The organism is Ruegeria sp. B32, from assembly GCF_025141855.1.
Lineage (GTDB): Bacteria > Pseudomonadota > Alphaproteobacteria > Rhodobacterales > Rhodobacteraceae > Ruegeria > Ruegeria arenilitoris.
This window is the reverse complement of record NZ_CP081106.1, coordinates 2,307,348-2,333,713: the sequence shown is the minus strand read 5'-3', so window position 1 is coordinate 2,333,713 and position 26,366 is coordinate 2,307,348. Positions and strand designations below refer to the sequence as shown.

The following is a 26,366-nucleotide window of genomic DNA, read 5'->3' as shown; positions in this document are numbered from 1 at the left end:
AAGGTTTGTTTATGTCGATCGTTTTTTCGTCGCGCCGCACCCGATATGCCAGCCCGCTGGACCGGTCGGGAAGCGGACAGCCTCTGACTTTGCGACCCAGCGACATGGTGTCTGGCTCGTCATTTGCAACGGAACGGCTGACCGCACGGCTAAGGCTGACCAAGGAGATGCGCGTGCCCGTGACCGAGCAGAGCCAGAACAAGGCAGCGCAGGAGGGCCAGGTGACGGCGCAGAAGGAGCAAGAGGTTGCGCGAAATGTTGCGGCTCCGGCACCGGAAGCCCGGGACGAAACCGATCAGAAAATACCAGACGACAACACACTGGAAACAACATTCAGCGCCGCTTCTCCCCGACGGCGCGAAACGCCGGAGACCGTCGCCGTGGAAGGGCGTGCGGGTGACGGCGAAGGGGTGGCCAATGCCGAGGACTCGGAACCGCAAACCGTCGAAAGCCCGACCGCGCGCATGACCCCCTCGTCCCGGTCGGGTGGGACGGATCGCATGGGCACCACTATCGAGGCCGAAGCGAACAAGCCGCTGCTGCGCACTGGTTCAGGCGATGGCGGCGGCAAAGGGCCACCCCAAACTTTTCACAAACGCACGCCGCCCGAAGACTTTCAACGCACCCTTCGGACCTCGATGCGAGCGATATGGCGAAACCTTGCCTTTGTTCTGGTTCTGACCTGCGCCACCAATCTGCTGATCCTGGCGATCCCGATCTACCTGTTCCAGATCAGTGACCGGGTGCTGACCAGCCGCTCGTTGGACACTTTGATCATGCTGACGGCGATCGTAGCCGGGGCAATCATCTTTCAATCGGCTTTCGATGCGGTGCGGCGCTTCATGTTGATGCGCACCGGGGTCGAAGTGGCGGCGCGACTGGGCGCTCCGACCCTCAGCGCCGCGGCGCATGCATCGTTGCACGGGACGGGTCGCGAGTATCAGACGCTGGGCGATCTGCAGCAGATCCGCGGCTTTCTCGTTTCAAGCACCCTTCTGTCCTTTTTGGATGTTCCATTTGCGCCGTTGTTCATCCTTATGATTTTCCTGGTTCACCCCGAGTTGGGCATGATCGTGGTGGTGACGGCCGTGATCCTGATGGTTATCGCGCTGATCAACCAGCGGATGACGGCCAAACCGTTTGCCGAGGCCAACATGGCCCAGTCTCTGGCCAACCAGCATCTGGATTCGATGTCGCGGAACAGCCAGATCATCAACGCACTTGCAATGATCCCCGAGGCGGTTCGGATCTGGGGGCGCGACACCGCCAACTCCCTGACCTGGCAGGTCCGGGCGCAGGACAGAAACGTGGTGTTCGCGGCGATCTCACGCACCGTGCGCCTGCTGACGCAGGTCGGCATTCTGGGATGGGGGGCCTATCTGGCCCTGCAAGGCGAAATCACGGGCGGTATGGTGATCGCGGCCTCGATCATCGCTGGGCGGGCTTTTGCGCCAATCGAAGGGTCAATCGAGGGCTGGAATACATTCCTGCTGACTCGCGGTGCCTACAGCCGCATCAAGGCATTGCTGTCCAATTCGGCGCTTCAGTATGAGAAGCTGCGCTTGCCCCGCCCCGAGGGACGAGTGGATGTTGAACGCCTTCTGTTTGTACCCGGGGGTACCAAACGCGTGGTTCTCAACGGCATCAGTTTTTCGCTCAACCCGGGCGAGACGCTGGCGATCATCGGCAACTCGGGCGCGGGCAAGACCACGCTGGGCAAAACGCTGGTAGGATCGATTCTGCCGACCTCGGGCAGCGTGCGGCTCGACCTGATGGATATCCGAAACTGGGATCCGCGCCAGTTCGGCGAAAGCATCGGGTACCTGCCGCAGGACGTTCAGCTGTTTCCGGGCACGATCAAGGACAATATCGGCCGAATGCGCGCCGATGCCACCGATGAGCAAATTCATGATGCTGCCGTCCTGGCTGACGTGCACAACATGATCGCCACCTTGCCACAGGGGTATGAGACCGTGGTCGCTGCCGATGGCTCGCCCCTGTCCGGCGGTCAGAAACAGCGAATCGCGCTGGCCCGCGCCTTCTTTGGCAATCCACGCATGGTGGTCCTGGACGAGCCGAACTCGAACCTGGATGTCGCGGGCGACAAGGCGCTGGCCCGGGCAATCGAGCAGGCGAGGGAAAACAAGATTACCGTGGTCGTGATCACCCAAAAACCGACGCTTTTGAACGTAGTGGACAAGATCATGCTGCTGACGGACGGGCGGGTCGCCCTGTTCGGTCAGCGTGAGCAGGTGCTGCAGCAACTGAACGGGCCGCGCCAGCAGCCCGAGTTGAAAGAGTAGACGGGGGTAAAGATGAACGAGTTGGTACAAGTAGACGATCCCGCCCTTTGGTACGCCGAGGTTCCGAGATCGATAACCAAGTTCATAGTCGTGGGCACCGTGCTGCTGGTCGCCTGTTTCGGCGGGTTCGGCCTGTGGTCGTTTCAGGCGCCGCTCGCGGCCGCAGTGATTGCGCAGGGCAGCTTTGTGGCCACCGGGCGCAACAAGATCGTCCAGCATCTTGAAGGAGGGATCATCGAACAGATCCTGGTCACCGAAGGCCAGACCGTGCAGGAGGGGCAGGTCTTGATGACACTCGACCAGACCTCGGCCGAGGCAAATGAGCGTGAATTGTTCATCCGCAAGATCCGCCTTCAGGCGATGGTCGAGCGCTTGCTGGCCGAATACGCCGAAAAGGACAATCTGGAGTTTTCACCCGCCCTGATCGAGGCATCCGACGATGTTGAGGTGATGACCATTCTCGACAACCAGCGGCTCAGTTTCGAAGTCTCGCGCAAGACGTTGCTGAATGACATTGCCCTTCTAGAACGCAATATCGAAGCGCTGAAGATCAGGGCCAGCGGCTTCGAGGCGCAATTGGAAAGCATGGAGCGCCGCAAGGCGATCCTTCAGGAAGAATACGAAACCAAGAACGCGTTGTTCGAAAAGGGGCTTGTCCGAAAGGGCGAGTTGAACACCATCCGACGAGTCCAGGCCGAAGCGGACGGGCAATTGGCCCGACTGGCGGCCGAGGCTTCGGAAACCAGCCAGATGCTGCTGAAATACGAAGAGCAGATCGCCCGGACCCGGTCGGCCTATCGCGAAGCAGCGCTGGACGAACTGGGTGTAATCGAGGCGGATCTGGAAAGCGTGCGGGAAAAATCGCGCCAGGCCAGCAGTGTTCTTGCCCGCGCGGTGGTTCGCGCCCCAGTTGATGGCACGGTTGTGCGGCTGCACTATTACACGCCGGGCGGCGTCATCGAGACCGGCAAGCCGATTGCCGAAATCCTGCCAGCTGATGCCCCGCTGATCATCGAGGCCCAGATCCCGCGCACCGATATCGACAGTGTTGTGACCGGCCAGACCGCGACCGTGCGGTTGGTGGCTTTGAATCAGCGCACGACACCGGTTTTGACGGGCGAAGTCTTTTACGTCTCGGCGGACGCGGTTCTGGAAGAAGCCAGCGGAATACCTCAAGAGGTCTATCTGGCCCGGGTGTCGTTGGAGCCTGACGAGATGGACCGGGTACGGGGCTTCATTCCGACCCCCGGCATGCCGGCCGAGATCATGATCCAGACCGAGGAACGCACCTTTGCCGCCTATATCGCCAAGCCGATCGTCGACAGCATGTCTCGGGCCTTTCGCGAGCAATAGGCGCCCACCATAGCGCTTACAAATACAAAGGGCCCCGTGCTAGCATTCGTGAAAATCCGGGAGGGACCGCACGAATGCCATTGACCGTTCAAGAGATGCTTGAGGCCGCGAATTCCGTTGTTCAACGTATCAGCGCCGCGCAAGCCGGGGAGTTATTGCAGCAGGGTGCGCTGCTGCTGGATATTCGCGATGCGCCTGAACTGGAAAAGACCGGTCGCGCCGTCGGATCTCACCATATCTCACGCGGTATGCTCGAGTTTCGTGCCGATCCTGCGCTGCAGTCGCATGACCCCGAGCTGCGGAAGGATCGCCCGATCATTCTGCATTGCGCTTCTGGCGGACGGGCGGCACTTGCGGGCAAGTTGCTCAAGGACATGGGGTATCAGCATGTCTACAACCTGGGTGGGTTCTCGGACTGGGTAAACGGCGGGGGCGACTATGTCGGCCCGGTTGTTTCCGGGATGTAGGGACCCAGCCTGATCTGCATCAAAGCCGATTGTATTCAGCTTCGGCAATCTGAGCGTCAGACGCCATCAACAAGGACGACTGGCCATGATGAGACTTGCAGCGCTACTGTATTCCCTGATCGCGACCGCCTTCGCGGGGACGGCCGTTATCGCCGTGCTGACCGCAGGGATGGTTTCGACCCTGGCCATCGTGGGTGCCGCAGCCGTCGGAGCGGTCGCGGCTTTGCCCGCATCCTGGCTGGCCGCCAAGCGCCTGTACCAATAGAGAGCTTAAGCGGCGTTCAGAAATGTCCGGACAGCAGCTTCGAACTCACGCGGTTTTTCGGCGTGCAGCCAATGGCCTGCGCCCGGAATCTTGGCGAAACGGGCGTTCGGGAACAAGGATTTGATGATTTCGCGGTGACTTGCCTGAACATAGTCCGACTCCGCTCCGGCGAGAAACAGCGCCGGGCCGTCCCAGTGTGAGGTAAAGTTTGGAAAACCCATGATATTCGGCATCTCTTTGGCCAATACGTCCAGATTCAGCCGCCAGCGTTTGCCGGGAACGTCCAGCGACTGAGTGAAGAAGCTCTGCAACGCCTTCTCGACTCCGAGATCGGCCAGTTGCTGTTCCACGTCCGAGCGGCGCGCGACCTGTGTCATGTCCACAGCGCGCATGGCCTCGATATATGGCATTTGCGTATGGCTGTACCGAACCGGAGCAATGTCCGCCACGACCAGCCTGTGGACCATTTCGCAATGCTCGAGCGCCAATGTCATTGCCGACTTGCCACCCATCGAATGCCCGATCACGTCTGCCACGCCGCCCATGCTTTCGATGACCGCAGCCAAATCGCCCGCCAATGCCGGATAATCGTGCCGGTCGTCCCAGAAGCTGTGGGCGTGGTTGCGCATGTCGACCGCCACCACCTGACGTTCATCTGATAGCCGACGCGCGATCACCCCCCAGTTTCGGGCCGATCCGTATAGCCCATGGGCAATCAACAGCGGTGTGCGGGACGTCGGTTCGCCATGTGTGATCGTGTTCAGCATGTCTTTCTGATAGCCTCCGGCGCCCCGGACAACCAGCCCCATTGTGACCGCCTGCGCAGACCGTTAGATTGCCCCGTCAGGAGGGGCGCATGGCTCAGGAAACAGAAATTCAGACCCAGATCGCGCAGACGATATTTCTGTTGCGCAAAAAACTGGGAGCAAAGGGCAAGACCCTGGCCGAGTCGGTGCGCCGCGCCAAGCGCCGCTTGCCGCGCAAGGTATACAAACAGGCAATGGAACTGGCCCGTGCCGAGCCGTTGGTCGAGCATCCCAAGCTCCGGCTGACCCTGGATTCGCCGACCCTGGAAAAGGCGGCGAGGGATGTTCAGTCGCATCTGCGCGCCATCAATCTGGCGGATCGCCGCTGGGGTTGGTTTCTGGGCATGCTCGGGGGGCTGGCCTTCAATATTCTGGCCTTGGCCGCGCTGTTCCTGGTCGTGCTTTGGTGGCGCGGTCTGATCTGATCAGGGCATCTGCCGGCAAAGAAAAATGGCGCCCGCTAAAGGCGCCATTTTGTTGTTTCTGACCTTGTGTCGTCAGAGGTTCGGGTAGATCGGGAATTTTGCGCACAGATCTGCGACCTGCGCTTTGACCCGCGCCTCGACCTCGCCGTTGTTGTCTTCGCCATTGGCGGCCAGCCCATCGACCACCTCGATGATCCAGTCGGCGATTTGACGAAACTCGGGTTCGCCGAAGCCGCGGGTCGTACCGGCGGGCGAGCCCAGACGGATGCCGCTGGTCACGGTCGGCTTTTCAGGATCGAACGGCACGCCGTTCTTGTTGCAGGTGATGTGCGCACGACCCAGCGCCTTTTCGGTCGCGTTGCCCTTGACGCCTTTGGGGCGCAGGTCGACCAGAACCACATGGGTATCGGTGCCGTGGGTCACCGTGTCCAGGCCGCCCTTGATCAGCTGATCCGACAACGCCTGAGCGTTGACGACGACCTGTTTGATGTAGTCTTTGAACGAAGGCTGCAGCGCCTCGCCAAATGCCACGGCCTTTGCCGCGATCACATGCATCAGTGGGCCGCCCTGGATGCCCGGGAAGATGGCCGAATTCACCTTTTTGGCGATCGTCTCGTCGTTGGTCAGGATCATGCCGCCACGCGGGCCGCGCAGGGTTTTGTGCGTGGTGGTCGTGGCCACATGCGCGTGCGGGAAGGGGCTGGGATGCTCGCCCGCGGCGACAAGACCGGCGAAATGCGCCATGTCCACGTGCAGATAGGCGCCTACCATGTCGGCGATCTCGCGCATGCGGGCAAAGTCGATCTGGCGCGGAATGGCAGAGCCGCCGGCGATGATCAGCTTGGGCTGGTGTTCTTTGGCCAGCGCCTCGACCTGATCGTAGTCCAGCATGTTGTCCTGCTTGCGCACGCCGTACTGAACCGCATTGAACCATTTGCCCGACTGGTTGGGCTTGGCACCATGGGTCAGGTGGCCGCCGGCATCCAGGCTCATGCCCAGAATAGTGTCGCCCGGCTGGATCAGCGCCTGGAACACGCCCTGGTTGGCTTGTGATCCTGAATTTGGCTGCACGTTGGCGAATTCGCAACCGAACAGTTGCTTGGCGCGGTCGATGGCCAGGTTCTCGGCGATGTCGACGAACTGGCAGCCGCCATAGTAACGCCGACCGGGATAGCCTTCGGCGTATTTGTTGGTCATGACCGAGCCCTGCGCCTCCATGACGGCTGCGCTGACGATGTTTTCCGAAGCGATCAGCTCGATCTCGTCGCGCTGACGTCCCAGTTCGGAGGTGATTGCCCCAAAAAGTTCAGGGTCACGATCCGCGAGGGACTGGGTGAAGAAACCGGTATCACGAAGGTTGGCGTTCATGGGCGCTCCGCATGGCTGAGGTTGGTTTGGCGGATTTCCTATAGGAAACTGTACGGATGAAAAAGACTTTAAAGCGACGAAATGGCCAGCTGCGGCGTCACGTCTGGCCTAATGGGGAAAGGTATGTTTGTTTCGGAACCAAATGCGCAGCACCGGAAACCGGAAAACATGACCAAGAGAATCGCTTTTCTCGCCAGCGACGTGGATGTCGCGCAGTCGGCCCGCAACAAACTGGTGGCACGCTATGGCAATGCGGCCCCCCGAGATGCGGATGTCATCGTGGCGCTGGGCGGCGACGGGTTCATGTTGCGGACGCTGCACAACACGCAGCATCTGGATGTGCCGGTCTACGGCATGAATCGCGGGACCATCGGGTTTCTGATGAACGAGTTCCACGAAGCCGATCTGATGGAGCGTCTGAGAGCCGCCGAAGAAGAAGTCATCAACCCCTTGACGATGAAGGCCATGGACCAATCGGGACAGGTGCACGAAGCCCTTGCGATTAACGAGGTTTCGTTGCTGCGCGCCGGTCCGCAAGCCGCGCGCCTGAAGATCAGCGTGAATGGCCGCGTGCGGTTGGCCGAACTGGTCTGTGATGGCGCGCTGTTGTCCACGCCCGCCGGGTCGACCGCCTACAACTATTCGGCACATGGCCCGATTCTGCCCATTGGGTCGGATGTTCTGGCGCTGACGGCCATTGCGGCCTTTCGTCCTCGGCGGTGGCGCGGTGCGTTGCTGCCCAGTACGGCGCATGTGCGCTTTGACGTGCTTGAGGCCGACAAGCGTCCGGTGATGGCGGACGCTGATTCCATATCCTTTCCGGATATCGATTGGGTCGAGATTCGGTCGGAACCCAAGATCCGTCACAGGATCCTGTTTGACCCCGGGCATGGCCTGGAAGAGCGTCTAACGATTGAACAATTTACATAAATTCCCAATATTCTCGGGCTTATGTGAAGCAGTTCACAGGAAGCCGACTACCTCTCGGCTATGCTGATCCTGCCCGGAGAACACGCCGCGGTGGGAGTGAGTGGCCACCAAATGGTGTTTTCGGATGATTGCGCAGTTTTCGCGCTGGCGAGGGTGGGTGGTGCTACGCTCGTCATCACAATCCGGGCATATTTTAGCACGTGGACCCCGGGCTCTCAGTCCCGGGGTCAATTATTTTGGGGCATTTGAAAGCGGTTGGTGTTTCAGCCCGTGCTTGCCAGATCGGCCCACAGGTGATCAGCCATACGACCAACCCGGGCTTCAATCGCGACGGCTGCGTCCACGGCAAGGCCCTCGCGCCAGCGCTGCGCCGCGATCTGAACGTTGATTGGTTGGCGCCCGCTCGGCAATTCGGCCAAACGCGCCGGAACGCAGGCGGCGGGCAGGCCCAGAAAGTTCATGGCATAGGAATAGACTGCACAGCCCAGCACTTCGTGCACACCTTCCGAGCCTTCTGTGTCGCGGTCGGGTCTGAAAAAGAGCTGCGGCAGGAAAGGAGACAGCACCAGCGGATAGTCCTCCATGAACAGGGACCATTCCCGCGCATGGTGGCTGCGCTGCGCCAGTGCCCGGATCAGGTCCGGGCCTGTAATCGGTGGGAATTCCTGAAAGTAGGTGGCAAAGATGCGTTGGATGGTCTCGGACCCGGCCGCCTCGACATCGGCTTTCATCAGGGTCAGAACCTCGCCCATTAATGCGCGATAACCAAGCCGTCCACATTCAAAAACGTTCGGAGCGTCGATCTCGTCAACGGTGTACCCGGCATCAACCAGTGCATCACGGGCCGTGTCCAGCGCCTTGTCGACTTCGGGGTGGAGATCGTAACCGAAAGTGTTCTTGGTGAAAGCCACCCGCGGCTGCTGGTCAGGTTCGGCCATGCGCCATGGCAGCGGAACGTGAAACGGATCGCGCGGATCCGGCGCGATGAGGCTGGGCATGGCCAGGTGCAGGTCAACCGCGCTGCGGGTGATCAGTCCTTGCACCGACATCAGTTGCGCCAGCAGACCGCGTTCGGCGGTTTGGCTTGGGTTCCATGCGGGGACGCGGCCAAGGCCCGGCTTCACTGTGACCGCGCCAAGGGCCGCGGCCGGGAACCGCAGGCTGCCGCCGATGTCGTTGCCATGCGCCAGCGCCCCCATGCCCGTCATCACCGCCACGCCGGCCCCGCCCGAGGAGCCGCCGGGCGAAATATGCTGTCCCCACGGGTTGTGCGTGCGCCCATACAGCGGGTTGTCGGTGTCGGCGCGGAATGAGAACTCGGGCGTGTTGGTCCGGCCGATCACCACCGCACCGGCCTTCAGCAGGTTCGACACGACGGGCGCATCGTCAGGGGCAATTACGTCCTTCAGAGCAGCCACGCCATTGGTCGTGGCATGGTCTTTCTGGTCGACATTGACTTTGATCGTGACGGGAACGCCGTGCAGCGGGCCGGTCGGTTCGCCGCGCGCCCGCTGGGCATCGAGGGCGCGGGCGCGCTCCTGCGCCTCGGTGCTGAGGTCTTCGACGACGGCATTCAGCGCCGGGTTCAGCGCGTGCATCCGGTCGATTGCGCTTTGGACGGCTTCGGTCGCGCTCAATTCGCCGGAGCGAGTCAGTTTTGCGAGTTCTGCGGCGCTCAGGCGCCAGATGTCGTCATTTGCCATGTGCCCTCCGTCAAGGGCACAGTAGGCGGTCTGCCAATGGTTGCAACCCTGCAGGGCAGGGCGGGCGGCCCAGGGCCGCCCGATGCCCGGTTACTGGGCGTAACCGATTGATTTCAGGGCTTCGGTGATCTCGTCCAGAATGGCCGGATCGTCGATCGTGGCTGGCATTTTGTATTTCTTGCCATCGGCGATCGACACCATCGTTCCACGCAGGATCTTGCCGGACCGTGTCTTTGGCAGACGATCCACTACGACGGCCAGCTTGAATGCTGCTACGGGCCCGATTTTGTCGCGCACCATCTGCACGACCTCTTTCGCGATCTCGGCATGGTCACGATTGCAACCCGCGTTCAGGCACAGGAAGCCAACCGGGGCCTGACCCTTCAACTGGTCCGATACACCGATGACTGCGCATTCGGCCACATCGGGATGGGCGGCCAGAACCTCCTCCATCGCGCCGGTGGACAGGCGGTGGCCGGCGACGTTGATCACGTCATCGGTGCGGGCCATGATGTAGAGGTACCCGTCCTCGTCGATCATGCCTGCATCGCCGGTTTCATAATAGCCCGGGAAATGCTCGAGATAGGATTTCTTGAAACGCTCCTCGGCATTCCACAGGGTCGGCAGCGTGCCCGGGGGCAGTGGCAGCTTGACCGCGATCGCGCCCAGTTCGCCCGGTTTCATCGGGTGACCGCCTTCGTCCAGGATCTGCACGTCATATCCGGGCATCGGCTTGGCGGGCGAGCCCAGCTTGATTGGCAGTTCCTCGATCCCCAGCGGGTTTCCAGCGATGGTCCAGCCGGTTTCGGTCTGCCACCAGTGGTCGACGACCGGAACCTTCAGCGCGTCCTGTGCCCAAGTGATCGTGTCCGGGTCGGCGCGTTCACCGGCCAGGAACAGGGCCTTGAGGCAGGACAGGTCGTATTTCGCCAGCATCTCGCCCTTGGGGTCCTCGCGCTTGACCGCGCGGATCGCCGTTGGGGCGGTAAAAAAGCTTTTGACCTTGTGCTCGGAAATCACCCGCCAGAAGGTACCGGCATCGGGTGTGCCGACGGGCTTGCCCTCGAACACGATGGTGGTGTTGCCGTGGATCAGCGGGCCATAGCAGATGTAGGAGTGGCCCACGACCCAGCCCACGTCCGAGGCCGCCCAGAACACATCGCCGGGATCGACGTTGTAGATGTTCTTCATCGTCCAGTTCAGCGCCACAAGGTGCCCCGCCGTGGGCCGCACGACGCCTTTGGGCGCCCCCGTGGTGCCCGAGGTGTAAAGGATGTAGGCGGGATCATTGCCTGCGACCGACACACACTCGGCCGGCTCGACACCGTATTGGAAGCCGTGCCAGTTGAAGTCGCGCCCTTCGATCAGCTTGGCCACTTCCTGTTCGCGCTGGAAGATCACGCAGAACTCGGGCTTGTGGCTGGCCATGTCGATGGCGCCGTCCAGCAGTGGCTTGTAATGTACCACACGACCGGGCTCCAGCCCGCAGGACGCCGCGATGATCGCCTTGGGTTTGGCGTCGTCGATCCGCACCGCCAGTTCGTTGCTGGCAAACCCGCCAAAGACCACCGAATGCACCGCACCCAGTCGCGCGCAGGCCAGCATCGCCTCGAGCGCCTCGGGGATCATCGGCATGTAGATGATGACGCGGTCGCCCTTTTCGATCCCCTTGGCCCGCAGCGCGCCGGCCAGGGTGGCCACGCGATTGCGCAGCTCCATGTAGGAGATCTCGCGCTTGGTGTGGGTGATCGGGCTGTCATAGATGATGGCCGTCTGCTCGCCCCGGCCGTTTTCCACATGGCGGTCCACGGCGTTCCAGCAGGTGTTCACCTTGGCATCGCAGAACCATTCGTACAGAGGAGCGTTGTCGTCAAACAGTGCTTTCGATGGTGGTCGGATCCAGTCGATGCCTTTGGCGGCTTCCATCCAGAAAGCCTCTGGGTCATTTTTCCAGCTGTCATACACGTCCTGGTACGCCATGGGTCCTCCTCCCGAAAACTGTCATCTTTGTGTTAGGCGGCTGGGTTCACCCGGGCAAGCGGTGCGCGTGACGGCGCGTCAGTTTATCGCGAAATATTTGCAGAACTGCCCCATTTGTCTTGCAAAGTTTTGCAAATGATCCTTGTTTTCGCGCCTGAGCAGGAAATTATTGCAGAACTTGCAAATCTGCGAAGCGTCTGGTGCAAACGCGGCTTCGTCAGATTCGGATCAGGTCGCCGTTCCGGCATATCGGGGCAGGCTGTCCTCGATGTTCAGCCAGTGCAGATGCTCGGCGTGATAAACGTGAAACCGGGGCGCGGCATCCTCGGGGTTGTCCAACGTGGCGGTGTAGAGATGAATGTTCACCCGGTCGCGGGCATTGCGATATGCCATCGGCGTGCCGCAGGTCCCGCAGAACAGACGTTCAACATCCTCAGACGAGTTGTACACGCGTGGCGGATCCCCTGACCATGCCACCGAGCCGTGCGGCAGCCCGATGAACGCCGTGACTGGGGCGGCGCAATTGCGACGGCAATCCACGCAATGACAGTAGCAGCTCCAGGCGATCTCGGCATCGCTGGCCCATCGCACGGCGCCGCAGTGGCAGTGACCTTTCATGATGACCTCCCTCGGCAGGGCGGCCAGACCGGTCGGGCCGCCGTGGTCAACCGTAATGCGCGACGGGCGTTCCAGCAATTGCCGCCATGTTCAGCAGCCCGCGCGCGGTGATCGAAGGTGTCACGATATGCGCCTTGTTGCCCATGCCCATCAGGATGGGACCGACCTCGATACCGTCGGCCTTCATCTTCAGAATGTTGCGCACACCGCTGGCCGCGTCCGCATGGGCAAAGATCAGAACGTTGGCGGCCCCCTCGAGGCGTGAATTGGGGAAAATCCGCTCGCGCAGTTCGGGGTCCAGGGCCACGTCGAGGTTCATTTCGCCTTCATAGATGAAGTCGCGGGGCTTGCTGTCCAAAATCGCAATCGCTTCGCGCAGGCGTTTGCCGGACCCCTCGGCCTGATTGCCGAACTGCGATTGCGAGCAGAACGCGATCTTTGGCGCCAGCCCGAAACGCCGGACATGGCGCGCGGCGCCCACGGTGATCTCAGCCAGTTCTTCCGGGCTGGGCAATTGCCGGACATGAGTGTCGGCGATGAACAGCGGGCCGTCTTCAAGGATCATGAGGGACAATGCACCATGGGGGCGCAGGTCGCCGTCATTCAGCACCTGCTCGACATAGTTCAGGTGCCACCGATACTCGCCAAAGGTGCCACAGATCATGCTGTCGGCTTCACCCCTGTGCACCATGATTGCGCCAATCGCGGTGGAATTGGTCCGCATGATCGCCTTGGCCAGATCGGGCGTTACCCCCCGACGCTGCATGATTTGGTGGTACGAGTTCCAATAGTCATAATAGCGCGGGTCGTTTTCCGGGTTTACGATCTGGAAGTCCTGCCCGGGGCGGACCGACAGGCCCAGTCGTTCGCAGCGTGCCTCGATCACCTCGGGACGGCCGATCAGGATCGGGGTTTCGGTGGTTTCCTCAAGAATCGCCTGAGCGGCGCGCAGCACGCGTTCGTCTTCGCCTTCGGCAAAGACGATGCGGCGCGAGGCAGCGGCGGCGGCCTCGAAGACGGGGCGCATCAGTAGGGCGGACTTGAAGACCGTCTGGTTCAGCTTTTCCTTGTAGGCTTCGATGTCCTCGATGGGGCGCCTGGCCACGCCGCTTTCCATCGCGGCGCGGGCCACGGCCGAGGACACCACACCCACCAGTCGCGGGTCGAACGGCTTGGGGATCAGGTAGTCTGGGCCGAAGGTCAGCTGTTCGCCCTTGTAGGCGGCTGCGGCCTCGGCGCTGGTGGTGGCGCGGGCCATTTCGGCGATGCCTTCAACGCAGGCGATCTGCATGGCATCGTTGATCTCGGTCGCACCCACGTCCAGCGCACCGCGGAAGATGAACGGGAAACAAAGGACGTTGTTCACCTGGTTCGGGAAGTCGCTGCGCCCGGTGGCGATGATGGCATCGGGGGCGACTTCGCGCGCGGCGTCGGGCAGGATCTCCGGGGTCGGGTTCGCAAGAGCAAAGATGATCGGCTGTTTGGCCATGCGCGCGACCATCTCGGGCTTGAGAACGTTCGGCCCGCTGAGGCCCAGAAACAGGTCGGCCCCGTCGATCACCTGATCCAGCGTGCGCAGGTCGGTTTTCTGGGCGAATTGGTCCTTGTGCGGGTTCATGTCTTCGACGCGACCCTCATAGACCAGCCCGTGAATGTCGCACAGCCAGATGTTCTCGCGCTTGACGCCCAGTTTGACCAGCATGTTCAGGCAGGCGATCCCTGCCGCACCGCCGCCGGTGGACACGACCTTGATGTCCTCGAACTGCTTGCCGGCCACGTGCAGCGCGTTGCGCGCAGCGGCCCCCACCACGATGGCGGTGCCGTGCTGGTCGTCGTGGAACACGGGGATGTTCATCCGCTCGCGGCACAGTTTCTCGACGACAAAGCAATCGGGCGCTTTGATGTCCTCGAGGTTGATCGCGCCGAAGGTTGGCTCAAGCGCGCAGACGATATCGGCCAGCTTTTCGGGGTCGGGTTCGTTTACCTCGATGTCGAAACAGTCGATGCCGGCGAATTTCTTGAACAGGACGGCCTTACCCTCCATCACCGGCTTGGAGGCCAGCGCGCCGATATTGCCCAGCCCCAGCACCGCGGTGCCATTCGAAACCACCGCCACCAGATTGCCACGCGCGGTATACGTCTCGGCGGTCGCTGGGTCGGCCTTGATCTCAAGGCTCGCCTCGGCCACGCCGGGCGAATAGGCGCGCGCAAGGTCGCGCCCGTTGGCCATGGGTTTGGTCGCCTTGATCTCCAGTTTCCCAGGCTTCGGATGCGCGTGGTAATCAAGTGCGGCCTGGCGCAGGCTGGGTGTGTCGGACATGTCAAAACTTCCCGTTTGGAATTTAGTTTAGTGCTAAACTATTTCTTACGCAGGGGAAACCTCGAAATCGCATGACGGCGGATCCGACCCCGACTTGCAAATCCCCCAGCGGCCGCTCACAGTCCCGCGCAGAGGAGACCAGCATGACCGACACCATAGCCGAATTCCGCATTCCGACCCAAGAACTGCGCGACGACATTCCGTTCTACACCAAGGTTCTGGGCATGCGGATGGACATGATCTATCCGGCGGATGACCCGCGGGTCGCGGTGTTTTCGGGGCACGGCCTGCGCCTGCGGGTGGAAAAGGACGCGCCCGAGGCGCCGGGCACCTTGCGCATCCTCACCGATGATCCGGACGGGTTTGCCGGCGGTCAGCGCAGCCTGGTCGCCCCCAACGGCACCCGCATCGAGATCGAAGAGCGCAACCCGCCCATGGTGATGCCCGAGACGGTTCATTCCTTCGTCGTCCGCAGGCTCAAGGATCAGGCGCCCTGGATCATCGGGCGCGCGGGCATGCACTATCGTGACCTGGTGCCGGACCGACTGGGCGGGTCGATCATCGCCAGCCATATCCGCATTCCCGACGGCGGCCCGGTCCCGGACATGGTTCATTTCCACAAGGTCGGGTTCCAGCTGATCTTCTGCATCCACGGTTGGGTCGATGTGGTCTATGAGGATCAGGGCGACAAGATGCGCCTGACCGCTGGCGACTGTTTCATCCAGCCGCCCGAGATCCGTCACCGCGTGCTGGAAGCGTCGGACAACGTGCAGGTGATCGAAATCGGCGTTCCGGCCGAGCATGTCACCGAGATCGACCACCAAATGCAGTTGCCTACGCCGCATTACCGCCCCGAGAGGGAATGGCAGGGCCAGCGGTTCGTCTACAACCGGGCCGAAGGGGCAGAGTGGCAGCCGTTCCGCCTGCCGGGCTATCAATGCCGCGATACGACGATTTCCGAAAACACAAAGGGCGTGGCTGGCGTACAGGTGGTGCGCCGGGGGCAGGGCGACCCGGTCTGGGCCAGCCATGATGCCGATATCCACTTCACCTTCGTGATGAACGGGGCCGTCACCCTGGAAGGTGAAGGCCGTGATCCGTATCGGCTGGAGCAGGGCGATGCCTTCGTCATCCCACCCGGAATGCGAACGCGGCTGGCCGACCCCAGCGAGGATGTCGAACTGCTCGAGGTCACGCTGCCGGGGTATTTCAAGACCGATCTGGGCTAACGCGCGGGTGCGCCGAGATTCCCGCGCCGAGGGGGCTTCAATTCCCCCGCCGATTTCCAGTAGGGTATGGCATTCTGACCAGATGATCAAAAATCGGGGAATCGCCATGTCGTTGAAAGAAGCAGCCCTCAAGGTGCGTGAAAACGCCTATGCGCCCTATTCGAATTTCAAGGTGGGCGCCGCGGTCCGCACCCCGTCGGGCGAAGTCTTCGCGGGCTGCAACGTGGAAAACGTGGCCTATCCCGAGGGCACCTGCGCCGAGGCCGGTGCGATCGCCGCGATGGTCGCCGCCGGAGAAAACAAGCTGGCCGAGGTCTATGTGGTGGCCTCCAGCCCGCAACCGGTGCCGCCCTGCGGCGGGTGCCGGCAGAAACTGGCCGAGTTCGGAGACAAGGACGTGGTGGTCACCATGGCGACGGTGGACGGGATTGAGACCCGCACGACCATCGGCGAGCTGCTGCCCGGCGCCTTCGACGCCTCGTTCATGTAAGGGCCGCGCCCATGGACGCCCGTTCGATTATCGCGAAACTGCGCCGCCGCGAGGTGCCGGATTCCGGCGAACTGGCGTGGTTCGCCCAAGGTCTGGCCGATGGCAGCGTCAGCGACGCCCAGGCCGGAGCCTTTGCCATGGCCGTCTGCATGGGCGGGCTTGGTCCCGAGGGCCGCGCGGCGCTGACGCTGGCCATGCGCGACAGCGGTGAGGTTCTGACCTGGGATCTGGACGGCCCGGTGATCGACAAGCATTCGACCGGCGGGGTGGGGGATTGCGTCAGCCTTGTGCTGGCCCCGGCGCTGGCGGAATGCGGGGCCTATGTGCCGATGATCTCGGGGCGCGGCCTGGGCCATACCGGCGGGACGCTCGACAAGCTCGAGGCGATCCCGGGCGTGTCGACCCAGATCAGCCAGGACCGGCTGGCCCAGATCCTGGCCGAGACCGGCGCCGCTATCGTTGGCGCGACGGCACAGATCGCTCCGGCGGACAAACGGCTCTATGCCATCCGCGACGTGACCGCCACGGTCGAAAGCCTCGACCTGATCACGGCCTCGATCCTGTCCAAGAAACTGGCGGCCAGCCCGGATGCGCTGGTGCTGGACGTCAAGGTGGGCAGTGGGGCCTTCATGAAAACGCTGGACGAGGCGCGCAAGCTGGCGCAGGCCCTGACCGAAACGGCCAATACGGCCGGGTGCCGGACCTCGGCCCTGATCACCGACATGAATCAACCGCTGGCGCCCGCCTTGGGCAACGCCCTGGAAATCGCTGAAGTGATGAAGGTTCTGACCGATGGGCAGCCCTCGCCCCTGGCCGAGATTTCGGCCGAACTGGGCGGTGTTCTGCTGTCTGACGCAGGTATGGTCGGCGACGCGCGGGCCGGGCGGGACATGATCGCCGAGGTGATCCGCGATGGCCGTGCGGCCGAACGGTTCGGACGGATGATGGCCGCGGTAGGCGGGCCGCTGGGGCTGGTTGATGACTGGGCGCGCTATCTGCCCGAGGCCAGCGTGATTCTTGAGGTCACGGCCCAAGACGAAGGCTATGTCACCGCGATGGACGGCGAGGCTCTGGGCCTTGCTGTCGTGGCGCTGGGCGGTGGCCGGCAGGTGGAAAGCGACGCGATCGACCCGGCGGTGGGCCTGTCGGGGCTGGTGCGGCTGGGCGACAAGGTCTCGGCCGGGACGCCGCTGGCCGTGGTCCATGCCGCGCGCGAGGACGCCGCGCAGCGGGCCGCGCAAGCCGTGCGTGCCGCAATGACCCTCGGCCCGGCGCCCGTTCCGGTGCCGGAGCTGGTACAAGAAAGGATCCTCGCATGAGCCGCGCGTTCCTTGTGGTGATGGATTCGGTGGGTATCGGCGGTGCGCCGGATGCTAACCGGTTCTTCAACGGCGACGTGCCGGACACGGGCGCGAACACGGTGGCCCATATCGCGCAGGCCTGCGCCGAAGGGCGGGCCGAGGATGGCCGGTCCGGGCCGTTGCGCCTACCCAACCTCGATGCGCTGGGGCTGGGGGCGGCGGTGCGGCTGGCGTCGGGCGCGGATGTGCCGGGGTTGGAGGCCGACCCGACCGGCCTGTGGGGGTGCGCGCGCGAACATTCGCCGGGCAAGGACACGCCTTCGGGTCATTGGGAACTGGCCGGGCTGCCGGTGCCATGGGACTGGCACTATTTCCCCGACACGGTCCCCGCGTTCCCTGATGATGTGACCCGCGCCGCTGCACAAGCCGCAGCTACCGAGGGCATTTTGGGCAATTGCCATGCCTCGGGCACCACGATCATTGCCGAACTGGGCGCTGAACATATGCGCACGGGTTGGCCGATCTGCTATACCTCGGCCGACAGCGTGTTCCAGATTGCCGCGCACGAGGAGACGTTCGGGCTGGAGCGTCTGTACCAGATGTGCCGGACCCTGGCCCCCATGCTGCACGAGATGAAGGTGGGCCGGGTGATCGCGCGCCCCTTCGTGGGATCGCCCGAACAGGGGTTTGTCCGCACCACCAACCGCAAGGATTTCGCCATCACGCCGCCCGCGCCGGTGCTGACCAACTGGGCGCAGGATGCCGGACGCAAGGTGCATGGCGTGGGCAAGATCGGCGACATCTTCTCGATGCAGGGGATCGACACGCTGGAAAAGGGCTCGGACGCCGATCTGATGGGTCACCTCTCGCGCCTTGTCGACAGCGCCGAGGACGGCAGCCTGACATTCGCAAATTTCGTCGAGTTTGACAGCCAGTACGGCCACCGGCGCGACATCTCTGGCTATGCCCGCGCACTGGAATGGTTCGACGCCGAGATCGGGCGTATCCTGCCCCGGCTGCGCCCGGGCGACCTGTTTCTTCTGACTGCCGATCACGGCAACGACCCAAGCTGGATCGGCACCGACCACACCCGCGAGCAGGTGCCGGTGCTGATCGCCGGTCTGGGGGCCGGGCAGATCGGGCAGGTCAATTTCGCCGACGTGGCCGCCAGCATCGCCCATCACTTGAATATTCCGGCGCAAGGGCCGGGAAGGACCTTTCTATGACCCTCGCAGACCTGCCCAAGATCGAACTGCACCTGCATCACGAAGGCGCGGCCCCGCCCGCCTTCATCCGCCAGCTGGCGCATGAAAAGAAGGTTGACCTGAGCGGCATCTTCAAGCCCGACGGCAGCTATGACTTCCGCGATTTCGCGCATTTCCTCAGCGTCTACGAAGCCGCCTGCGAGGTGTTAAAAACCCCCGAGGATTTCCGCCGCCTGACGCTGGCGATCCTGGAAGAAAGTGCTGCGAACGGGGTGGTCTATTCCGAAACCTTCCTCAGCCCCGATTTCTGCGGCGGGGGCGATCTGTATGCCTGGCGCGACTATCTGGCCGCCATTCAGGACGCCGCTGACGAGGCCGAGCACAAGTTCGACATCACCCTGCGCGGCGTGGTGACCTGCGTGCGCCATTTCGGACCCGACAAGGCCAAGCGCAGCGCGCGCTGCGCCGCCGAAACCGCCGGTGACTGGATCACCGGGTTCGGTATGGGCGGGAACGAGGCCATGGGCCAGCAGGCCGATTTCAAATGGGCTTTCGACTGCGCGCGCGAGGCCGGATTGCGCCTGACCACCCATGCCGGCGAATTCGGCGGCCCCGAAAGCGTGCGCGATGCGGTGCGCGCGCTGGGGGTCGAACGTGTGGGCCATGGGGTTAGGGCCATCGAAGACCCAGATCTGGTACATGAACTGGCCGACCGGGGCATCACGCTCGAGGTCTGCCCGGGCTCGAACGTTGTGCTGGGTCTGTACCCGGATTTCGCAGCCCACCCGATCGCGCGGCTGCGCGAGGCGGGCGTGAAGGTCACGGTTTCCACCGATGACCCGCCGTTTTTTCATACCACCATGCGCCGCGAATATGACATGCTGGCCCAGGCCTTCGGCTGGGACGCCAAGGATTTCGCCGCGCTGAACGACACCGCCCTGAACGCCGCATTCTGCGATGAAGAGACCCGCGCAAGGGTCAGGAAAAGACTGGAGAACACATGAGCGAACATCTGACCGTCGTCGACCACCCGCTGGTTCAGCACAAACTGACGCTCATGCGGGACAAGGGCACCTCGACCGCCTCGTTCCGTCAATTGCTGCGCGAGATCACGCTGCTGCTGGCCTATGAAGTCACGCGCGAGATGCCCCTGACCACGCGCCATATCGAAACTCCGATGGAGGAGATGGACGCGCCGATCCTGGCGGGCAAGAAACTGGCGCTGGTGTCGATCCTGCGTGCGGGCAACGGGATGCTTGACGGCGTTCTGGAACTGGTGCCCTCGGCGCGGGTCGGATTTGTGGGGCTGTATCGCGATGAAGAAACGCTACAGCCGGTGCAATACTACTTCAAGGCCCCCGAAGGCCTTAAAGATCGGCTAGTGATTGCGGTTGACCCGATGCTGGCCACCGGCAACAGCTCGGCCGCTGCGATCGACCTTCTGAAACAGGCCGGTGCCACCGACATCCGGTTCCTGTGCCTGCTGGCCGCCCCCGAAGGCGTGGCCCGCATGAAAGAAGCGCATCCCGACGTCAAGATCGTTACTGCCGCACTGGACCGCGAGCTGAATTCCAAGGGTTACATCATGCCCGGTCTGGGCGATGCCGGAGACCGGATGTTCGGCACCAAATAGGCGCGCCTAGTCGCTGCAGATGTTCTGCAGCCGTACCCAGTCCCGGTCGGGCATAACCTGATCCAAAGGCTGACCCGCCATCGGGTCGGCCTCGATCAGGGGCAGAACCGTTTCGCCGGTGATGTCAACCGCATAGGCATATGGGGTTGAGGGCAAATTGGCGGACGCAAACGCCGCCAGCAGGTCGTCTTCCGGAACTGCGGGGCGGGGTTCGGCCAGAACCTGTTCGGTATACGTGTCCACGATCTGGGGTGTTAGTTCGCCCGTAGTCAGCAGGCGAAACGCTGCAGTGGGCCCAGTTTTGTCCAGGAGATCGTCCAACGGATCATGCAGCCTGGCCCGCGTGCGTTCAGCTATCACGTAACCGGCGGCAACTGCGGGATCTTCACTGTCTTCAACCAGCGCTCGGTTCAGTAGCACGATCCCTCCGGGAAGTGACAGGCTTTCCCGCACCCCGGCCGGCAACACAACGATCCGTCGCACGCCTGTTCTCTGGGCCAGCCTCTGCAGCGCCGGCTGCGCGTCCGCCGAGGCGCAGGCCCGGCCCGAGACCCGTTCAATCCGTTGCAGAATCGTGTTCCCGATGTCCTGCCGTTTGATCTCGGGCACGACCTTTTCGACATGGCTTTGCAGGGCGCCGGGCAGCCAGAACAGCAAGACCGCCGCGACAGCGGCAACCACGCCGCCGACACTGGCCCACCGCAACCGCCCGGGATGCGGGCGCGCCCGTTCGATGGCGCGTTGCAAGCGGTCGATTGCCTCGATCATGGTGGTTTCGGACTGCTCCAGCTCCAGTGTCTCATCCGGGTCGCCGTCTGGATTGAATATTGCGGGGAACTTGCCCGGGTTCTGCCTTTCAAGTGCGGCAAGCGACCAGTGTGTCAGTGCGCGATCGTTGAAATCGGTGATGGTCAACGTCGCCTCGCCGATCGAAACAACCACTTCGCGCCGCTGCTCGTCGGGCGACGGGCGCCACAGACCGGTAGCTTCGATCCGCTGGTATTGTTTCAGTGCCGTCATTTCGATGAGGTCTGCTCGTTTTTTCTTTTGTCGATTTCTAACACGGAGAGATTAATCCGCGCAAACCTGTTGCGTGGTGATTTGGAAATGTGCTCGATAACCGGGACGCGTAGTTTCGGCCAAAGGGCCCGGAGGCCAAGGCCACATGCAGACAGCACATCCTTCTTCGCCGGTTCTTGCATCGGTTCTGATGGTCTCGGCCATGGCAATCATCGGCGTCGTGGACAATTTCGTCATTCGGCTGGCCGAAACGATCGGTCTGTGGCAATTCCACCTTAGCCGGGCCGTGATGATGCTGCCTCTTATAGTTGGACTGTCGTTTTTGGGGTTTGGAGGGCTGCGACCTCAGAGGTTTTGGGCGGTCCTGCTGCGCAGTGTTCTGATCACCCTGGCGATGTTGTTCTATTTCAGCTCACTGGCTTTGATGCCAATTGCTCAGGCCCTTGCGGGGCTGTTCACATCACCGATCTTCGTTCTGTTGATTTCCGCGCTGTTGCTGGACCAGAAGATCGGCCCCTGGCGGGTCCTGGCTGTGCTTATCGGGTTTGTCGGAATCCTCTGTGTATTGCAGCCTGACCCCAATGCCTTTGATGCGACCAGCCTATTGCCGGTGGCTGGCGGCTTTTTCTATGCGCTCAGTGCGATTCTGACCCGAACGCATTGTGCAAACGAAAGCACCGTCGCCTTGCTGGCCGCGATGATTGTCACGCTTGGGCTGGCCGGCGCTCTTGGCCTCGCCGTGTTTTCGATTTTGCCGGTGGTCGGGTCTGACGGCCCGGCCGGTTTTGTGGCCCGGGGCTGGGTCTGGCCGATGGAGGCCGCTCTGCCGTGGGTCGCATTGCAGGCGGTTGGGTCCACGGCTGCGGTATTCATGCTGATCAAGGCCTACCAACTGGGCGAGCCGTCATATGTCGCGGTGTTCGAGTATTCGGTCATGATCTTCGGGCCGGTTTTTGCCTGGGTGGTGATGGGGCAGGGGATCGGGCCGCTGCAGATTGCGGGCATCGCCCTGATCGCCGCGGCCGGCGCAGTGCTGGCGTGGCGGGCGAGCGTGGTTCCCCAACGGGAACCGGCGCAATGATTCTATCAACAGGGCGGACCTACATCTTCATACATATTCCCAAGACCGGGGGAACATCGCTGGCGCTGGCGCTCGAGCAGCGGGCCATGAAGGACGATATCCTGGTGGGCGACACCCCCAAGGCGCAGCGCAGAAACAAACGCAACAGGTCACTGAAGACGGCGGGAAGGCTGTGGAAACACTCCCGTCTGACCGATTTGCGGGGGCTTTTGCCCGACCAGCAGATGCAAGAGATGTTCGTGTTCACGCTGATCCGCAACCCGTGGGACCGGATGGTCAGCTATTACTACTGGCTGAGGGATCAGTCCTTTGATCATCCAGCAGTCCATCTGGCCGGGCGGCTGGACTTTGAGGCCTTTGTTCTGCACCCTAAAATCCAGCAGTCCTTTCGGGAAAACCCGTTCCCATCCTATGTCAGAGACGCCACCGGAACCGATCTTTGTCGCGCATACATTCGGATCGAAAGCTTTCAGCGGGATGCGGCCCCACTGTTCGATCATCTGGGGTTTCGTCTGGACCTTCCGCATGAAAACCGGTCAGCCCGGGGGGCGGAATACGCCAACTACTACTCGGTCCAGGCAAAAAAGGCTGTGTTTGACGCCTGTCGCGAAGACATAGAGAGATTCGAATATCGGTTCGAATAAGGCTGGTCGATTATTTCCCGAATTGCGCGAAACGCTGACAAATACAGGCTTTTGTTTATAAAAAAACGCGACTAATGGGGCGAAAAAGGCCCAAATTGGCCCTAAATATGGCAAAACTAAGTCACTCCCGAAAACTTCGTGCTAGCACAATGGGATAGTTTGAAAGTGCCAAAAGGGGGTCGGCACGTGTTGGAAGTAGTGAGTGTTTCGGGGTTTTCCGAAAATAATATCCAGACCGTACCGGGTGACGCCGTTTCGGTCAGGCGTGGCGGATTGCTGCATGGGACGAAGGTTGCCACCACCAGTGGCTGGAAACTGGCCGAGGCATTGGTCGCCGGGGATCTGGTCAGAACGATGGACAACGGGTTCCAGGAAGTGAAACGCGTGTCCCACGACAGAATAGCCGTACCGGCTGGCGAGGTTCGACCTGACTTTTTGCCCGTGCGCGTGCCGTCCCGCGCGGCATATAACGGTCGCGCGGTCTGGCTGATGCCCGAGCAGGGAATGGCCGTAGCCTTGTCTTCTGATGGCAGCATCGACGAGGGGCTGGCGATCATTCCGGCGCGTCTGCTGAGCGGGCACTTCAGCTTTTCCTCTCGGACACCGGCAGAGGAATTCCAGGTCACATCGCTGTTTTTTGAGCAGGACGAAGTGGTCTTTATCGAGGGTGGCTTTCAAGCCTTCTGTTCCTCGTGCCGCATCCGTTCGCTGTCTGGCCCGTCCCGACGATCCTACGCGGTGCTGGAAGAATCCGAGGCGCGGAGCCTCGTTACATCTATCGCAGAGGCCGGCGAACTGTCGGCCCTTGCAAACCCGTTGGGTGCACTGCCTGCACCCATCCCGCAGGAACCGATCTTTCCGATCCGTCCCCCATCGGGGGTGCGGCGTCCGGGACGTCCGGGGCGGCCCAACGTGCCGGCCTTGTTTCTGCGGCCTGAATGGCAGACCTGACCAAACATCTTAAGAAAGATGCTGGCGCATGGGATCATGCGCCAGCATCACTTGTTCAGGCAGCTTTGGCTTCGGGGTCGAAGCGGCCGTAGAAGGTCTGACCTTTTTCGGCCATCTCGCGCAGTAGCGGCGGGCAGGCGAAGCGGTCACCGTACTTCTCCGACAACTGGTCACAACGCTCGGCCGCGTAGGGCGCACCGATGATATCAAGCCAGCTGAACGGACCACCTGACCAGGGCGCAAAGCCCCAGGCCAGGATGGCGCCGACATCGCCTTCGCGGATGTCTTCCAGAACACCTTCTTCAAGCGCGCGCACGGCTTCAAGAACCTGTGCGAACATCAGGCGTTCCTGCACCTCGATCAGGTCGGGCTGCTGCTCGGCCAGCGGATATTTGTCCTGCAGACCTTTCCAGTAGCCGATGCGCTTGCCATTTTCGTCATAATCGAAGAACCCGGCCTTGGACTTGCGGCCCAAGCGACCCTGTTCTTCCATCCAGAAGATCAGATCGTCCGCCGGGCTTTCCGGGTAGGCGTCGCCCATTGCCGCCTTGGTCGCCCGCGCGATCTTGGCGCCCAGGTCGATCGAAGTTTCGTCGGTCAGCTGAACCGGACCCACCGGGAAGCCCAGTTGACGGGCGGCGTTATCGACCAGAACCGGGCTGACGCCTTCGGTGATCATCCGCGCGCCTTCGTTGATGTAGGGGATGATGCAGCGGTTGCAGTAGAAGAACCGCGCGTCATTGACCACGATCGGCGTCTTGCGGATCTGGCGGACATAGTCCAGCGCCTTGGCCACGGCCCGGTCGCCAGTTTCCTTGCCCTTGATGATCTCGACCAGGAACATCTTCTCGACCGGCGAGAAGAAGTGGATGCCGATGAACTGATCGGGCCGCTTGCTGGCCTTGGCCAGTTCGGTGATCGGCAGGGTCGAGGTGTTCGAGGCAAAGATGCAGTCCTCGGGGATGATCGCCTCGACCTTCTGGGTCATCTCGGCCTTGACCTTGGGATCTTCGAACACGGCTTCGATGATCAGATCGCAGCCCGCCAGCTTTTCGAGGTCCGGCGTGGCAGTGATGCGGGCCAGCATGGCCTCTTTCTTCTCGGCCGTGACCTTGCCACGCTTCATGCCCTTGTCCAGATAGGCTTCGGTATAGGCCTTGCCTTTGTCGGCAGCGGCTTGATCGCGGTCGATCAGCACGACCTCCATACCGGCCTGCGCCGAGACCAGCGCGATGCCCGCGCCCATCATGCCGGCACCCAGAACGCCGATCTTCTTGACCGACTGATCCGGAATAGCCTTCGGACGAACGGCGCCTTTTTCCAGCGCTTCCTTGTTCAGGAACAGCGAACGGATCATCGCGCCCGAGGACGGGTTCATCAGCACCGAGGTGAACCAGCGCGCCTCGATCTTCAGCGCGGTGTCGAAATCGACCAGTGCGCCCTCATAGACCGCGCTCAGCAGGGCCTTGGCCGCCGGGAAGGCGCCTTGGGTCTTGCCGTTTACCATGGCCGAGGCACCCACGAAGTTCATGAAGCCCGCCGGGTGATAGGGCGCACCGCCGGGCATCTTGTAGCCCTTGGCATCCCACGGCTTGACCAGATCGGCATCCTTGGCGTTCAGCACCCATTCCTTGGCTGCGGCCAGCGGATCGGCTGCGATCTCGTCGATGTAGCCTGCGCCCTTGGCCTTTTTCACGTCCAGCATCTTGCCTTCCAGCAGCAGCGGAGCCGCCGCGATGGCGCCCACCTTGCGGACCATCCGGGTGGTGCCGCCCGCGCCGGGGAAGATGCCGACCATGATTTCCGGCAGGCCGTATTTGGCCTTGGGGTTCTCGGCGGCAAAAATGCGATGGGTCGCCAGCGGCAGCTCCATGCCGATGCCGGCGGCGGTGCCGGGCAGGGCGGCCGCGATCGGTTTGCCACCTTTCTTGGTCTTGGGGTCCATGCCGGCCAGCTCGATCTTGCGAAGCAGAGCGTGCATTTTCATCGTGCCTTCGAAAAGGCCCTTGGCCGGGTCGTCGCCCGCCTGTTCCTTCATGACCGCCAGCAGATTCAGGTCCATGCCGCCGGCAAAGGATCCTTCCTTGCCGCTGGTGATCACGATGCCCTTGATCTCGTTATCGGCCAGGGCCTGATCAATGCAGTCGTTCAGTTCGGACAGGCCGTCGAACGACATCACGTTCATGGTCTTGCCGGGGACGTCCCAGGTGATGATGCCAACGCCGTCGGCGTCTTTGGTCAGTGTAAAATCAGCCATTTTTCTTCTCCTGAACC

Annotated in this window: 23 protein-coding genes; 15 read left to right on the top strand and 8 right to left on the bottom strand. The window is 62.2% G+C overall.

Translation table 11 applies throughout. The annotated features are described in order from the left end of the window. Positions 1–11: 11 nt before the first annotated feature. The 4 genes from K3752_RS11835 (at position 12) to K3752_RS11820 (ending at position 4,388) form a co-directional block, all read left to right on the top strand. Positions 12–2,303: a type I secretion system permease/ATPase gene (locus K3752_RS11835; RefSeq protein WP_260063338.1), complete on the top strand. Its 2,292-nt coding sequence runs from the start codon at positions 12–14 to the stop codon at positions 2,301–2,303. Between the two features lie 12 nt (positions 2,304–2,315). Next, positions 2,316–3,656 carry an HlyD family type I secretion periplasmic adaptor subunit gene (locus K3752_RS11830; RefSeq protein WP_170455989.1) on the top strand — a complete coding sequence of 447 codons (1,341 nt, stop codon included), beginning with the start codon at positions 2,316–2,318 and terminating at the stop codon, positions 3,654–3,656. A gap of 74 nt (positions 3,657–3,730) precedes the next feature. Then, on the top strand, positions 3,731–4,123 hold the full coding sequence (locus K3752_RS11825) for a rhodanese-like domain-containing protein (protein WP_260063337.1): 393 nt from the start codon (positions 3,731–3,733) through the stop codon (positions 4,121–4,123). A gap of 85 nt (positions 4,124–4,208) precedes the next feature. After that, on the top strand, positions 4,209–4,388 hold the full coding sequence (locus K3752_RS11820; protein ID WP_260063336.1) for a hypothetical protein: 180 nt from the start codon (positions 4,209–4,211) through the stop codon (positions 4,386–4,388). A 5-nt stretch (positions 4,389–4,393) separates the two neighbouring features. On the opposite strand, the gene K3752_RS11815 is transcribed toward K3752_RS11820, so the two are convergent. Next, a complete protein-coding gene (locus tag K3752_RS11815; protein WP_260063335.1) occupies positions 4,394–5,197 on the bottom strand; it encodes an alpha/beta fold hydrolase in 804 nt (267 codons plus the stop codon). Between the two features lie 47 nt (positions 5,198–5,244). Here K3752_RS11815 and K3752_RS11810 point away from each other — a divergent pair, with 47 nt between their 5' ends. Beyond that, entirely contained in the window at positions 5,245–5,619 is a 375-nt protein-coding gene (locus K3752_RS11810; protein WP_260063334.1) for a hypothetical protein, read from the top strand. Positions 5,620–5,691: 72 nt separating this feature from the next. On the opposite strand, the gene glyA is transcribed toward K3752_RS11810, so the two are convergent. After that, positions 5,692–6,987 carry a serine hydroxymethyltransferase gene (gene glyA / locus K3752_RS11805; protein WP_170337640.1) on the bottom strand — a complete coding sequence of 432 codons (1,296 nt, stop codon included), beginning with the start codon at positions 6,985–6,987 and terminating at the stop codon, positions 5,692–5,694. Between the two features lie 168 nt (positions 6,988–7,155). Here glyA and K3752_RS11800 point away from each other — a divergent pair, with 168 nt between their 5' ends. Beyond that, positions 7,156–7,917 (top strand): NAD kinase, encoded by a 762-nt coding sequence (locus tag K3752_RS11800; protein ID WP_170337641.1) that lies wholly within the window; start codon positions 7,156–7,158, stop codon positions 7,915–7,917. 263 nt (positions 7,918–8,180) lie between these two features. Here K3752_RS11800 and K3752_RS11795 read toward each other — a convergent pair whose 3' ends face one another. The 4 genes from K3752_RS11795 to K3752_RS11780 all read right to left on the bottom strand — a co-directional run bounded on the left by K3752_RS11795 (position 8,181) and on the right by K3752_RS11780 (position 14,538). After that, complete coding sequence (locus tag K3752_RS11795) at positions 8,181–9,620, bottom strand: amidase family protein (RefSeq protein ID WP_260063333.1); 1,440 nt, start codon at positions 9,618–9,620, stop codon at positions 8,181–8,183. Positions 9,621–9,710: 90 nt separating this feature from the next. Then, positions 9,711–11,600, bottom strand: a complete 1,890-nt coding sequence (prpE, locus tag K3752_RS11790) for a propionate-CoA ligase PrpE (RefSeq protein ID WP_260063332.1) — start codon at positions 11,598–11,600, stop codon at positions 9,711–9,713. A gap of 228 nt (positions 11,601–11,828) precedes the next feature. Further along, positions 11,829–12,218 carry a GFA family protein gene (locus K3752_RS11785; protein WP_170401975.1) on the bottom strand — a complete coding sequence of 130 codons (390 nt, stop codon included), beginning with the start codon at positions 12,216–12,218 and terminating at the stop codon, positions 11,829–11,831. 46 nt (positions 12,219–12,264) lie between these two features. Continuing rightward, positions 12,265–14,538 (bottom strand): NADP-dependent malic enzyme, encoded by a 2,274-nt coding sequence (locus tag K3752_RS11780; protein WP_260063331.1) that lies wholly within the window; start codon positions 14,536–14,538, stop codon positions 12,265–12,267. Positions 14,539–14,681: 143 nt separating this feature from the next. On the opposite strand from K3752_RS11780, the gene K3752_RS11775 reads away from it, so the two are divergent. The 6 genes from K3752_RS11775 (at position 14,682) to upp (ending at position 20,396) form a co-directional block, all read left to right on the top strand. Beyond that, positions 14,682–15,767 carry a cupin domain-containing protein gene (locus K3752_RS11775; RefSeq protein WP_260063330.1) on the top strand — a complete coding sequence of 362 codons (1,086 nt, stop codon included), beginning with the start codon at positions 14,682–14,684 and terminating at the stop codon, positions 15,765–15,767. 106 nt (positions 15,768–15,873) lie between these two features. Beyond that, the gene (locus tag K3752_RS11770; protein ID WP_170338105.1) at positions 15,874–16,257 is read left to right on the top strand and encodes a cytidine deaminase; all 384 of its coding nucleotides are present in this window, start codon (positions 15,874–15,876) and stop codon (positions 16,255–16,257) included. Positions 16,258–16,268: 11 nt separating this feature from the next. Continuing rightward, positions 16,269–17,576, top strand: a complete 1,308-nt coding sequence (locus K3752_RS11765) for a thymidine phosphorylase (RefSeq protein WP_260063329.1) — start codon at positions 16,269–16,271, stop codon at positions 17,574–17,576. Further along, the gene (locus tag K3752_RS11760) at positions 17,573–18,784 is read left to right on the top strand and encodes a phosphopentomutase (protein ID WP_170522876.1); all 1,212 of its coding nucleotides are present in this window, start codon (positions 17,573–17,575) and stop codon (positions 18,782–18,784) included. The genes K3752_RS11765 and K3752_RS11760 overlap by 4 nt, the downstream gene beginning before the upstream one ends. Continuing rightward, entirely contained in the window at positions 18,781–19,767 is a 987-nt protein-coding gene (locus tag K3752_RS11755) for an adenosine deaminase (protein WP_222456964.1), read from the top strand. Before K3752_RS11760 ends, K3752_RS11755 begins: the two co-directional genes overlap by 4 nt. Next, positions 19,764–20,396 (top strand): uracil phosphoribosyltransferase, encoded by a 633-nt coding sequence (gene upp, locus K3752_RS11750; RefSeq protein WP_093962638.1) that lies wholly within the window; start codon positions 19,764–19,766, stop codon positions 20,394–20,396. Before K3752_RS11755 ends, upp begins: the two co-directional genes overlap by 4 nt. A gap of 6 nt (positions 20,397–20,402) precedes the next feature. Here upp and K3752_RS11745 read toward each other — a convergent pair whose 3' ends face one another. After that, on the bottom strand, positions 20,403–21,416 hold the full coding sequence (locus tag K3752_RS11745) for a hypothetical protein (protein ID WP_260063328.1): 1,014 nt from the start codon (positions 21,414–21,416) through the stop codon (positions 20,403–20,405). A 145-nt stretch (positions 21,417–21,561) separates the two neighbouring features. Between K3752_RS11745 and K3752_RS11740 the strand changes: the two genes are divergently transcribed. From K3752_RS11740 to K3752_RS11730, 3 genes are all read left to right on the top strand, one after another. Next, positions 21,562–22,497 carry a DMT family transporter gene (locus K3752_RS11740; RefSeq protein ID WP_260063327.1) on the top strand — a complete coding sequence of 312 codons (936 nt, stop codon included), beginning with the start codon at positions 21,562–21,564 and terminating at the stop codon, positions 22,495–22,497. Beyond that, the gene (locus K3752_RS11735) at positions 22,494–23,141 is read left to right on the top strand and encodes a sulfotransferase family 2 domain-containing protein (RefSeq protein ID WP_170358384.1); all 648 of its coding nucleotides are present in this window, start codon (positions 22,494–22,496) and stop codon (positions 23,139–23,141) included. The genes K3752_RS11740 and K3752_RS11735 overlap by 4 nt, the downstream gene beginning before the upstream one ends. Positions 23,142–23,327: 186 nt before the next feature. Next, on the top strand, positions 23,328–24,092 hold the full coding sequence (locus K3752_RS11730) for a Hint domain-containing protein (protein WP_260063326.1): 765 nt from the start codon (positions 23,328–23,330) through the stop codon (positions 24,090–24,092). A gap of 55 nt (positions 24,093–24,147) precedes the next feature. Here K3752_RS11730 and K3752_RS11725 read toward each other — a convergent pair whose 3' ends face one another. Beyond that, complete coding sequence (locus K3752_RS11725) at positions 24,148–26,349, bottom strand: 3-hydroxyacyl-CoA dehydrogenase NAD-binding domain-containing protein (protein ID WP_260063325.1); 2,202 nt, start codon at positions 26,347–26,349, stop codon at positions 24,148–24,150. Positions 26,350–26,366: the final 17 nt, after the last annotated feature.

What these genes read in the sequence shown, in the direction of transcription:
- K3752_RS11835 (WP_260063338.1), top strand. Translation starts at nt 12, where the DNA reads ATGTCGATCGTTTTTTCGTCGCGCCGCACCCGATATGCCAGCCCGCTG.
- K3752_RS11830 (WP_170455989.1), top strand. Translation starts at nt 2,316, where the DNA reads ATGAACGAGTTGGTACAAGTAGACGATCCCGCCCTTTGGTACGCCGAG.
- K3752_RS11825 (WP_260063337.1), top strand. Translation starts at nt 3,731, where the DNA reads ATGCCATTGACCGTTCAAGAGATGCTTGAGGCCGCGAATTCCGTTGTT.
- K3752_RS11820 (WP_260063336.1), top strand. Translation starts at nt 4,209, where the DNA reads ATGATGAGACTTGCAGCGCTACTGTATTCCCTGATCGCGACCGCCTTC.
- K3752_RS11815 (WP_260063335.1), bottom strand. Translation starts at nt 5,197, where the DNA reads ATGGGGCTGGTTGTCCGGGGCGCCGGAGGCTATCAGAAAGACATGCTG.
- K3752_RS11810 (WP_260063334.1), top strand. Translation starts at nt 5,245, where the DNA reads ATGGCTCAGGAAACAGAAATTCAGACCCAGATCGCGCAGACGATATTT.
- glyA (WP_170337640.1), bottom strand. Translation starts at nt 6,987, where the DNA reads ATGAACGCCAACCTTCGTGATACCGGTTTCTTCACCCAGTCCCTCGCG.
- K3752_RS11800 (WP_170337641.1), top strand. Translation starts at nt 7,156, where the DNA reads ATGACCAAGAGAATCGCTTTTCTCGCCAGCGACGTGGATGTCGCGCAG.
- K3752_RS11795 (WP_260063333.1), bottom strand. Translation starts at nt 9,620, where the DNA reads ATGGCAAATGACGACATCTGGCGCCTGAGCGCCGCAGAACTCGCAAAA.
- prpE (WP_260063332.1), bottom strand. Translation starts at nt 11,600, where the DNA reads ATGGCGTACCAGGACGTGTATGACAGCTGGAAAAATGACCCAGAGGCT.
- K3752_RS11785 (WP_170401975.1), bottom strand. Translation starts at nt 12,218, where the DNA reads ATGAAAGGTCACTGCCACTGCGGCGCCGTGCGATGGGCCAGCGATGCC.
- K3752_RS11780 (WP_260063331.1), bottom strand. Translation starts at nt 14,538, where the DNA reads ATGTCCGACACACCCAGCCTGCGCCAGGCCGCACTTGATTACCACGCG.
- K3752_RS11775 (WP_260063330.1), top strand. Translation starts at nt 14,682, where the DNA reads ATGACCGACACCATAGCCGAATTCCGCATTCCGACCCAAGAACTGCGC.
- K3752_RS11770 (WP_170338105.1), top strand. Translation starts at nt 15,874, where the DNA reads ATGTCGTTGAAAGAAGCAGCCCTCAAGGTGCGTGAAAACGCCTATGCG.
- K3752_RS11765 (WP_260063329.1), top strand. Translation starts at nt 16,269, where the DNA reads ATGGACGCCCGTTCGATTATCGCGAAACTGCGCCGCCGCGAGGTGCCG.
- K3752_RS11760 (WP_170522876.1), top strand. Translation starts at nt 17,573, where the DNA reads ATGAGCCGCGCGTTCCTTGTGGTGATGGATTCGGTGGGTATCGGCGGT.
- K3752_RS11755 (WP_222456964.1), top strand. Translation starts at nt 18,781, where the DNA reads ATGACCCTCGCAGACCTGCCCAAGATCGAACTGCACCTGCATCACGAA.
- upp (WP_093962638.1), top strand. Translation starts at nt 19,764, where the DNA reads ATGAGCGAACATCTGACCGTCGTCGACCACCCGCTGGTTCAGCACAAA.
- K3752_RS11745 (WP_260063328.1), bottom strand. Translation starts at nt 21,416, where the DNA reads ATGACGGCACTGAAACAATACCAGCGGATCGAAGCTACCGGTCTGTGG.
- K3752_RS11740 (WP_260063327.1), top strand. Translation starts at nt 21,562, where the DNA reads ATGCAGACAGCACATCCTTCTTCGCCGGTTCTTGCATCGGTTCTGATG.
- K3752_RS11735 (WP_170358384.1), top strand. Translation starts at nt 22,494, where the DNA reads ATGATTCTATCAACAGGGCGGACCTACATCTTCATACATATTCCCAAG.
- K3752_RS11725 (WP_260063325.1), bottom strand. Translation starts at nt 26,349, where the DNA reads ATGGCTGATTTTACACTGACCAAAGACGCCGACGGCGTTGGCATCATC.